Origin of the sequence: Tautonia sociabilis, from assembly GCF_003977685.1 — a bacterium.
GTDB classification, from domain to species: domain Bacteria; phylum Planctomycetota; class Planctomycetia; order Isosphaerales; family Isosphaeraceae; genus Tautonia; species Tautonia sociabilis.
In genome coordinates, this window is sequence record NZ_RYZH01000114.1 from 1 (window position 1) to 1,924 (window position 1,924).

Annotated in this window: 3 protein-coding genes; all 3 read right to left on the reverse strand. The window is 74.8% G+C overall.

The annotated features are described in order from the left end of the window. A partial coding sequence (tnpC, locus tag TsocGM_RS25540; RefSeq protein ID WP_126728281.1) for an IS66 family transposase occupies window positions 1-1,058 on the reverse strand: 1,058 nt, incomplete at its 3' end. Between the two features lie 54 nt (window positions 1,059-1,112). After that, a complete protein-coding gene (tnpB, locus tag TsocGM_RS25545) occupies window positions 1,113-1,463 on the reverse strand; it encodes an IS66 family insertion sequence element accessory protein TnpB (protein WP_126728282.1) in 351 nt (116 codons plus the stop codon). Continuing rightward, window positions 1,460-1,831: an IS66 family insertion sequence element accessory protein TnpA gene (gene tnpA, locus TsocGM_RS26395; RefSeq protein ID WP_158633766.1), complete on the reverse strand. Its 372-nt coding sequence runs from the start codon at window positions 1,829-1,831 to the stop codon at window positions 1,460-1,462. Before tnpA ends, tnpB begins: the two co-directional genes overlap by 4 nt. Between the last annotated feature and the right edge of the window lie 93 nt (window positions 1,832-1,924).

Genomic DNA, 1,924 nt, shown 5'->3' on the forward strand with positions numbered 1-1,924 from the left:
TCGACGTCGTAGAGCCGGCCGATCCACGCCAACGCCGCGTGCGACCGCTCCGGGTCGCTGGTGCGGGCCTCGTAGAACTTCCGCCGCGCGTGCGCCCAGCAGCCGACGGCGACCAGGCCGCGGGCGTGCAGGCCGTCGTAGGCCGCGTAGGCATCGGATTGGAGGTACCCCGCGCGATAGCCCGCGAGGAACCGCTCGGGCCCGTCGCGGCTGCGGTCGGGCGTGTAGTCGTAGACGACGAACGGGTTGTCCCGGTCGCCGAGGTAGGCCCACAGCCGCCCGGTCTTCTTGCCCTTGCCGCCGTGGTCCTGGACCGTCACCGGCGTGTCATCGACCCCGACGACTTTCGAGCCGAGGACCCGTCGGGCCATCGCCCTGGCGATCGGCTCCAGCAGCCCGGCGCAGTCGGCCATCCAGTCGCACATCGTCGAGCGGGGCAGCTCGACCCCGTGGCGGCCGAAGATGCCCTCCAGGCGGTACAGCGGCAGGTGGTCGGCGAACTTGCTGGTGATGACGTGGGCCAGCAGCCCGGTGCCCGGCAGCCCCCGCTCGATCGGCTCGGGGAGCCGCGGCGCGACGACGACGTGCGCGGCGCACGACCGGCACGCGTACTTGGGCCTGATGTGCTCGACGACCACCAGGCTGGCCGGGACGTATTCAAGCTGCTGGCGCGACTCCTCGCCGATCCGCTGCCGCTCGGCGCCGCACTCGGGGCAGGCGCGGTGCTCGGGGGCGACGTCGTGGACGACGCGTCGCCGCGGCAGCGACCGCGGCAGGGGCTTGCGGCCGGCGGGCCGCCCCGGGGCCTTCTCGGGTGGCGTCGCCGGCGGCGGCCCGGGGGCCGCCTCGGCGACCTCGACCGCGTCGGGGGCGAAGAGGGTCAGCTGGCCGGGGTCGACCGCCTCGCCCTTCCTGCCGTACCGCTGCCGCAGCAACTGCTCCAGTTGGTGCTGGAGCCTGCCGATGAGGTGGGCCTGCTGCCGGAGCGTCTCCGCCTGCTCGCGGATCTGCCGGTGGGCGGTGGCCAGGTCGTCGGGCAGCGACGCATCGTCTCGCATACCGGAGTAGGCGCCATCGGGCCGCCGCCGGGGCGCCCGACCCGCCGCGGCCGCTCAGGTCGGCGCGAGGGCGAAGCGGGGCCGCCGCCGGGTGGCCTTCAGGTCGATGCCGCCGAGCATGGCGGCCAACTCGGCGGGGGTCCACTCGACCCCGTCGGCCGTCGGGGCGGGCCAGCGGAAGGTCCCGGCCTCCAGCCGCTTCATCCAGATCGCGTAGCCGTCCCTGTCCCAGTACAGGATCTTGATGCGATCGCGGCGGCGATTGGAGAAGACCAGCAGGTGGCCCGAAGTCGGGTCCTGCCCGAGGGCCTCGCGTGCGACCCGCGCCAGGCCGTCGTAGCTCTTGCGGAGGTCGACCGGGGCGGTGGCGACGAACACCCGGAGGGTCGGCGGCAGGCCGATCACGGCCGGGCCTCCAGGGCGTCGAGCAGGCGGCGGAGCGTCTCGGGGTCGAAGCCGGGGGCGACGGCGATCCGGCGGCGGCCGTCGAGGATCAGGACCAGGGAGTCGGCGGCAGCCGAGGCGGGCTCGGGGGCCGTCGTGTCGGCGACGAGGGTGACGGGGACGAGGCGCGGCGGGTCGGTCGGGGTGGCGGGGGTGGGCTCGGTCGCGGCCGGGGCGGGGGTGGCGCCGCGGCGGCCGTAGAGATACCTGCGGAAGGTGTGCAGCGGCAGCTCGCGGCGGCGGCAGAACTCGGCCTGCGTCAGGCCGCTACGGCGATAGTCGTCGATGGCGGCCAGCCACGGTGCGTCGTCGGATGCCTGACGCGGCATGGGTGCGGCTCCCGGGCGGGGCGATCGGACCCGCCGCGGGTATCGTCGCGTCGACTCAGCTCGCTTTCCAGACGCGGTTCATCGGACGGTTAC